The 7,371-nt window shown below is 73.0% G+C and carries 8 protein-coding genes; 7 read left to right on the forward strand and 1 reads right to left on the reverse strand.

Annotated features, from left to right (window positions below; genetic code table 11):
- Positions 1–183: hypothetical protein (locus E1285_RS46140; RefSeq protein WP_165966988.1), on the forward strand; the 183-nt coding region annotated here is incomplete at its 5' end.
- A gap of 41 nt (positions 184–224) precedes the next feature.
- On the opposite strand, the gene E1285_RS41855 is transcribed toward E1285_RS46140, so the two are convergent.
- Positions 225–1,064 (reverse strand): hypothetical protein, encoded by an 840-nt coding sequence (locus E1285_RS41855; protein ID WP_132160313.1) that lies wholly within the window; start codon positions 1,062–1,064, stop codon positions 225–227.
- A 144-nt stretch (positions 1,065–1,208) separates the two neighbouring features.
- On the opposite strand from E1285_RS41855, the gene E1285_RS41860 reads away from it, so the two are divergent.
- From E1285_RS41860 to E1285_RS41885, 6 genes are all read left to right on the forward strand, one after another.
- Positions 1,209–1,574 (forward strand): DUF488 domain-containing protein, encoded by a 366-nt coding sequence (locus tag E1285_RS41860; protein ID WP_132160315.1) that lies wholly within the window; start codon positions 1,209–1,211, stop codon positions 1,572–1,574.
- Positions 1,575–1,799: 225 nt separating this feature from the next.
- Entirely contained in the window at positions 1,800–3,140 is a 1,341-nt protein-coding gene (gene gdhA / locus E1285_RS41865; protein ID WP_132160325.1) for an NADP-specific glutamate dehydrogenase, read from the forward strand.
- A 204-nt stretch (positions 3,141–3,344) separates the two neighbouring features.
- The gene (locus E1285_RS41870) at positions 3,345–3,863 is read left to right on the forward strand and encodes a potassium channel family protein (protein ID WP_132160317.1); all 519 of its coding nucleotides are present in this window, start codon (positions 3,345–3,347) and stop codon (positions 3,861–3,863) included.
- Between the two features lie 93 nt (positions 3,864–3,956).
- A complete protein-coding gene (locus E1285_RS48350; RefSeq protein WP_132160319.1) occupies positions 3,957–5,621 on the forward strand; it encodes a thiamine pyrophosphate-binding protein in 1,665 nt (554 codons plus the stop codon).
- Between the two features lie 8 nt (positions 5,622–5,629).
- Positions 5,630–6,175 (forward strand): HD domain-containing protein, encoded by a 546-nt coding sequence (locus E1285_RS41880; RefSeq protein WP_132160321.1) that lies wholly within the window; start codon positions 5,630–5,632, stop codon positions 6,173–6,175.
- 30 nt (positions 6,176–6,205) lie between these two features.
- A partial coding sequence (locus E1285_RS41885; protein WP_132160323.1) for a zinc-binding dehydrogenase occupies positions 6,206–7,371 on the forward strand: 1,166 nt, incomplete at its 3' end.

Consider the following 7,371-nt stretch of genomic DNA (forward strand, 5'->3'; position numbering starts at 1 on the left):
GCTCTCGAATATCTCGAAAGGCATCGGCCCGACGACGACGTTCTCGGGCGGGCCCTGGCCGGTGAGTTCGCCCGGCGGACCGCCGCCGCCGAGTTCGCCGACCGGGCCGCCGCCGGGCGTGCCGGCCCACCGGCGACCCCCGTCGCACCGGACGCCGCCGGGCCCCGCCGCCCCGGTACCTGACGGTGGTGCTCACAGCGGCCGGGGGCGCGCTGCGCGGCTCCTCACCGACCACGCCGGGCGCGGGGGCGGTAGCGGCCTTCGGTGGTCGGTTCGGCGAGGTTCGCGCGGGCGAGCGTTTCCAGGACGTCCTTCGCCTCCCGGTGCGGCCAGCGGAAAGCGCGCGAGAGCTGCCGGGCGTCGGCCTCCACCATGGCGTCCAGCAGGGTCAGTGCGGCATCTTTCCGCCGCTCCGTGACGGGACGCGGATCCAGGTCCGGGAACGCTCGGGTGGTCACCTCGATGACGCAGCTGGGCCAGCCGGGGCCGTCCTGGGCGGTGCCGTGGTTGGTCACCAGCAGGGCGCGGCCCAGCTCGTCCAGGACCTTCTGGGCGGAACGGGAGTTCAGCCCGTGGTCCTGCCGGATGACCCGCATCGACGTCGGGCCCTCCGCCTCGACGCGGGCCAGCACCGTCCGCGCGGTGACCGACAGGCCGGGGATGGCGAGGACCGTCTCGGGAGGTGACGGGAGCAGGAGGGACAGCAGGCGGGGGGACAGCAATGACTGGCGCCCGAGCGCGAACCGGCCCACCCAGGCGCGGCCGAGCGCGGGAAGCTCGTCCTTCCAGGTCCACATGCGTTCGAGGTCCTCGCCCCAGCCTGCCGCGAGGCGCGGGCTCGCGTCGTCGCGGGCGGCCTCCCGCAGCGCCGGGAACGTCGCGCCGGAGTCGCCGAACAGGAGCGCGAACCCGACGTCGTCGATGAAATCGGCGGCCTCGTCGATCGTGGCCAGCGGGGGACGATCCATGCCCCAGCGCTTGAGCCGGAGTTCGTGAAGGGCGCCCACCGCCCCCGCCGAACCGCGGGCGTCACCGTCCGTGCCGTCGTCCTCGGGCCTCGTCACGTTCGGAACCTATCGATCGCCACCGACATCTCCTCCGGCCCGCTTCCGGCCGCGCCGGCCCGCCCCGCCCGCCGGTTCGCAGATGGAGCGACCGCTGGGCGGGAGGCGTTGGCTTCCATGGGTATGGACGGTGTAGGAGGGATCATGGAGGTACGACTGCGCAGGGTGTACGAGCCGGTCTCGTCCGACGACGGGAAACGGATCCTGGTCGACCGGGTGTGGCCGCGGGGCCTGTCGAAGGACAAGGCCCGCCTGGACGAGTGGGAGAAGGACGTCGCCCCGTCGACGGAGCTTCGCAAGTGGTACGGCCACGACGTGGACAGGTTCGACGAGTTCACCCGCCGCTACGAGGACGAACTGGACGAGCCCGAACGCGCGGCCGCCCTGGACCGCATGCGGGAGTCCGCAGGCCAGGGCCCCGTGACCCTGCTGACCGCGACCAAGGACATCGACCACAGCCAGGCCGCCGTCCTGGCCGCTCGCCTCCGCGGTGCAAGCGGCGGCGGCTGACCTGCCCTCCCGCCGGGCGGGGGGGTCCCTCTCCACGCTGGGCGCGGCCCGGCTCGCCTTCTGCCGCCTTCTCGCCGCCGCGGCGACCCGAATCCGGGGTCGAACCGGCTCGGACCTGCGGCGGGGCCTGTCACAGGCGGTGAAGAAGACGTTTTAGAGTGGAGGGGTCTTCGAGGAAGGGATCTTCAAATGCCGTTGGCCCCCCGCCTGCCGGCCCCACCCGAGATGTTGTCAGCTCTGGAGGAAACCTATGAGAGGGTGCTGCGGCGCGACCCAGGCGAGGCGGAGTTCCATCAGGCCGTCCACGAGGTGCTGGAAAGCCTCGGGCCGGTGCTGGCCGCCCGGCCCGGCCTCGCCGCCGCCAAACTGGTGGAACGGCTGATCGAGCCGGAACGGCAGATCATCTTCCGGGTGCCGTGGCAGGACGACCAGGGCCGCGTCCACGTCAACCGCGGCTTCCGCGTGGAGTTCAACGGCGCGCTCGGCCCGTACAAGGGCGGCCTCCGCTTCCACCCGACCGTGAACCTCGGCATCGTGAAGTTCCTCGGCTTCGAGCAGATCTTCAAGAACGCGCTGACCGGCCTCGGCATCGGCGGCGGCAAGGGCGGCAGCGACTTCGACCCGCACGGCCGCACCGACGAGGAGGTCATGCGGTTCTGCCAGTCGTTCATGACCGAGCTGTACCGCCACGTCGGCGAGCACACCGACGTCCCCGCCGGCGACATCGGCGTCGGGACCCGCGAGGTCGGCTACCTGTTCGGCCAGTACCGCCGCGTCACCAACCGGTGGGAGGCGGGGATGCTCACCGGCAAGGGCATGCTGTGGGGCGGGTCCGCGGGCCGGACGGAGGCGACCGGCTACGGCAACGTGCTGTTCACCGCCGAGATGCTGCGTCGGCGCGGCGAGGACCTGGACGGCCAGCAGATCGTGGTGTCCGGCTCCGGGAACGTGGCGATCTACACGATCGAGAAGGCGCAGCAGCTCGGCGCGAACGTGATCACCGTGTCCGACTCCAGCGGCTACGTGGTGGACGAGAAGGGCATCGACCTCGACCTCATCAAGCACGTCAAGGAGGTCGACCGGGGCAGGGTCGCCGACTACGCCGACCTGCGCGGCGCGTCGGCCCGGTTCATACCCGGCGGCAGCGTATGGGACGTCCCCGCCGACATCGCGCTGCCGTCCGCGACCCAGAACGAGCTGGGCGGGGCCGCCGCGACCGCGCTGGTCCGCAACGGCGTGAAAGCGGTCTCCGAGGGCGCGAACATGCCCACGACGCCGGAGGCCGTCCACATCTTCCAGGAGGCCGACGTCGCGTTCGGCCCAGGCAAGGCCGCCAACGCCGGCGGCGTCGCCGTCAGCGCCCTGGAGATGCGGCAGAACGCCAGCCGCGCGTCCTGGACCTTCTCGCGCGTCGAGGAGGAACTCGGCGCCATCATGACCGGCATCCACGAGATCTGCTACGAGACCGCCGAGCGCTACGGCGCCCCCGGCGACTACGTCGTCGGCGCCAACATCGCGGGCTTCGAACGCGTCGCCGACGCGATGCTCGCCCAGGGCCTCATCTGACCAGGCCCAACGACTGAAGTTCGTACTCAACGACGGAACGGCGCCTTCAACGGCGAGGGCGACGTCCCCGTCCCCCCGAACTCCCGGCCTCACCACACCTGGTTCGCACGCTGCGGGGGATCTGGGATGGTTCTTCACACGGCGTAATGGCACGCGAACCCCCGTGCCGGGTCTGCTGGCGCAGGTCCGGGGCATGGATGAGGCGTGGAAACTCGTTCGCGTCGGGCCCGCCGCAGGCTCGTGCTCTGGACGGTCCTGCGCACGTCCCTCACGACGGGCTGCCTGCTGGCCGTGTACTTCGCGGCGCCGCTGAACAGGCCGGTCACGGCCGCGACGGGGGTGGCGCTGGTCCTCGCGCTGGCGGCTCTCGGCGTGCTGATCGCCTGGCAGGCCCGCGCGATCGTCCGCTCGCCGTCCCCGCGGTTGCGCGCCATCGAGGCCCTGGCCACGTCCGTCCCTGTGTTCCTGCTGGTGTTCGCCGCGTGCTACTGCCTGCTGGGCCATGACGGCCCGTCCGCGTTCTCCGAGCCGTTGACGCACGTGGACGCCCTGTACTACGCGATGACGGTGTTCTCGTCGGTCGGCTTCGGTGACATCGCGCCGCGCTCCCAGGTGGCCAGGGTCCTGACGACGGTCCAGATGATCGGCGACCTCGTCATCCTCGGCCTCGTGGCCAGGATCTTTCTGGAGGCCATGCGCCGCGGTGTCGAACGCCGCGGGTGAACGACCGGCCCGGCAACCGACCGCTACCCTCTTGACTGATGGCTTTCTTTTATAAGATAGTCCCACCAATGCGGATCGCGTTGGGAGGCGCTCATGCGGGTTGCCGAGGCGGTGGCGGGGGCGCTCGCCGCGCGGGGCGTGTCGTGCGTGTTCGGGGTGCTCGGCGACGGGAACCTGCCGATCCTGGACGTGCTGGTCCATGAGCACGGCGTCGACTACGTCGCGGCGGCGCGGGAGGACGGCGCCGTCCTGATGGCGGACGGGTACGCGCGGGCCGGAGAACGGCTCGGTGTCGCGACCGTCACGCACGGGCCGGCGCTCACCAACGCGATGACCGCGCTGACCGAGGCCGCGAGGGCCGGGACGCCGCTGCTGCTCATCGCCGCCGACACACCACCAGGCGACCGCCGGAACCCGCAGGACATCGACCAGGAGGCCGTCGTCCGGCCGACCGGGGCGGGCGTGCAGCAGGTGCATTCGGCGGAGTCGGCGGTGGGGGACGTGGTGCTCGCCGTGCGGAGGGCGTTCACCGAGCGGCGGCCGATCGTCCTGAACGTCCCGACACCGCTGCTGGGCCTGGAGGCCGCGAAGGGGCCTGGAACGTTCCGCGAGGATCGCACGCCCGCGCCGCTGCCGCGCCCGGAGGAGGTGGCGCGGGCGGCGGCCGTCCTCGCGCGGGCGGAGCGCCCGGTCATCGTGGCGGGGCGCGGGGCCGTGGGCGCGCGGGAGCAGCTGGTCGCGCTGGCCGAGCGGACGGGTGCGTTGCTCGCCACGACACTGAAGGCCAAGGGCCTGTTCGCCGGTGAGCCGTTCGACGCCGGCGTGTGCGGGGGCTTCGCCACGAAGATCGGGCGTGAGCTGATCAGGGGCTCCGACCTGCTGCTCGCGGCGGGCGCCGGGCTGAACTCGTTCACCGTCGACGGCGGGCGGATGCTCGCCGGCGACCCGGTGATCGTGCACAACGACGTCCGGCCCGAGGCGTTCGGCGCCTGGACGCCCGCCGACCTGCGGGTCCTCGGGGACGCGGGCGCCTTCGCGGCGATGCTCGCCGAGACGGCCGAGCCGAGGACCGGATGGCGGACGGAAGAGACGGCGCGGCGCCTGGCCGCGTACTCCTACGAGACCGAGTACCCCGACGGCAGCGACGAGACGGGCCTCGACCCGCACACGGTGGTGGCCGCGCTGGAGCGGATCGTCCCGCGCGAGCGGACGCTGGTCGTCGAGGGCGGGCACGCCGCGCTGTCGGAGCCGAGCCGGGGCCTGTCGGTGCCCGACCCGTCGGCGTTCGTGTTCCCCGTCAACTTCGGGTCGATCGGCCTCGGGCTCGCGTCGGCGATCGGCGCGGCGACCGCCCGTCCCGACCGGGTGACCCTGGCCGTCACCGGCGACGGCGCGCTGATGATGAACCTCGCCGAGCTGGACACGGCGGTGCGGCGGGGGCTGCGGCTCGTGGTCGTCGTCATGAACGACGGGGCGTTCGGCTACGAGTACCACAACATGCTGCACCGGGGCATGGACACCGGTCTGTCGCTGATCCCGCGGCCCGACTTCGCGGCGGTGGCCCGCGCGTTCGGCGCGCGTGCCGTGACCGTCCGGACGCCCGGGGAGCTGGACGACCTCAAGGGACTGATCGCCGACCCGTCCGGGCCGGTGCTCGTCGACGCGCGGCTGACCAGGGCGGTGCGGACGCGCTGGTTCGCCGAGCACGAGAACGGGCTCGACCCCGCCGAGCCGGAATTCCGGCCGCGCTACCGGTAAGGAGGCACATGTTCACCCGAATGGACGAGGGCACCCGCGAGGAGTGGATGCACATCCGCCGCGAGACCCTCAAGACGCAGGACGACGCACCCGACCGGGTGCTTCCGATGCTGGCCGCGCTGTCGGCGTTCAGCGACGGGTTCGCGGTCGACCAGCTCCAGCACTCGCTGCAGACCGCCGCGCACGCCGAGGCCGCGGGCGCGGGTGACGAGATGGTCGTCGCCGCGCTGTGCCACGACATGGGCAAGGTGATCTCCACGGCCAACCACGCGGCGGTCGCCGCCGAGATCCTGCGGCCGTACGTGTGCGAGGAGGTCTACCAGGTCATCCACGCCCACCAGACGTTCGAGGCGGCGCACTACGGCCACCACTTCGGCTGGGACCCGGCGGAGCGGGAGGCGTTCAGGGAGGAGCCCTGGTACGCCGAGGCCCTCCGGTTCGCCGACGAGTGGGACCAGGTCGCCTTCGACCCCGGCTTCGACACCCCGCCGATCGAGCATTTCGCGCCGCGCGTCCGCCGGGTGTTCGGCGGCATCCGGACGATCACGAAATGACGGGGGCCGTGTGAGCCGGGCGGGTGCCGGATGAGCCGGGCGGGGACGACGCGCGCCGTCCTCCAGCGCGCCCCGCGCCACTTCGACCTGGTGGAGCTGCCGCTCCCGGACATCGGGCCGGACGAGGCGCTCCTGCGCGTCGAGGCGTGCGGGATCTGCGGGACGGACGTGGAGGAGTACAGCGGCGCCCTGTTCGACACCATCGGCCCGACCTCGCCGTTCGTCCCCGGGCACGAGCCGGTCGGCCGGATCGCGGCGATCGGCGCGCGGGCGGCGCGGCGCTGGCGCCTCGCGGAGGGCGACCGGGTCGTGGTCGAGCCGGCGCTGCCGTGCGGCGCGTGCCGCGAGTGCCGGACCGGCCGGTACGTGCTGTGCGCCGGATGGGACCACTACCCGATGAGCTACGGGTTCGTGCCCGCCAAGATCCCGCCCGCGCTGTGGGGCGGGTTCGCCGACCACATGTACCTGCACCCCAACTCGGTCGTGCACCGGGTACCGGACGCCGCCGACCCGAGGATCGCGGCGACGTTCAACGCCCTGGCCGCCGGGGTCGAGTGGGCCGTGGAGGTGCCCGGCACCCGCGCGGGCGACTGCGTGGTCGTGCTGGGCGCCGGGCAGCGGGGGCTTGCCTGCGTGCTGGCGGCGCGGGCCGCCGGAGCCGACCCGGTGATCGTCACCGGGCTGGCGTCCGACCGGCACAAGCTCGACCTCGCGCTCGAACTCGGCGCGACCGCCGTCGTCGTGGCCGACGAGCCCGAGGCGGACGAGCCCGAGGCCGACGGGCCCGAGGCCGACGGCGGGGTGCCGGCGAAGGTACTGGAGCTGACCGGCGGTGTCGCGGCCGACGTGGTGATCGACGTCGCGTCCCATGATCCGACGACCGTGCTGGACGCGATGACGATCGTCCGGCGCGGCGGGACGGTGATCCTCGCCGGGCTCAAGGGCGGCAAGCCCGTGCCCGGCTGGGTCAGCGACGACGTCGTCACCAAGGGGCTGCGGGTCCAGGGCGTCCGGGCGGTCGGGCACACCTCGTTCCGCCGGGCCGTCGCGCTGATCGAGGCGGGCGGCCACCCGCTGCACCGCCTCGTCACGCACACCTTCGCGCTCCAGGACGCGGCCGAAGCCATCGAGACGCTCGCCGGGAACCGTCCGGGAACCGCGCCGGTCAGCGTCGTCATCACTCCCGACCCCGACCC

Source organism: Actinomadura sp. 7K507 (genome assembly GCF_004348425.1).
In the GTDB taxonomy this organism is placed as follows: Bacteria; Actinomycetota; Actinomycetes; order Streptosporangiales; family Streptosporangiaceae; genus Spirillospora.

Coding starts and splice junctions, on each gene's coding strand:
- E1285_RS41860 (WP_132160315.1), top strand. CDS start 1,209: ATGGAGGTACGACTGCGCAGGGTGTACGAGCCGGTCTCGTCCGACGAC.
- gdhA (WP_132160325.1), top strand. CDS start 1,800: ATGTTGTCAGCTCTGGAGGAAACCTATGAGAGGGTGCTGCGGCGCGAC.
- E1285_RS48350 (WP_132160319.1), top strand. CDS start 3,957: ATGCGGGTTGCCGAGGCGGTGGCGGGGGCGCTCGCCGCGCGGGGCGTG.
- E1285_RS41880 (WP_132160321.1), top strand. CDS start 5,630: ATGTTCACCCGAATGGACGAGGGCACCCGCGAGGAGTGGATGCACATC.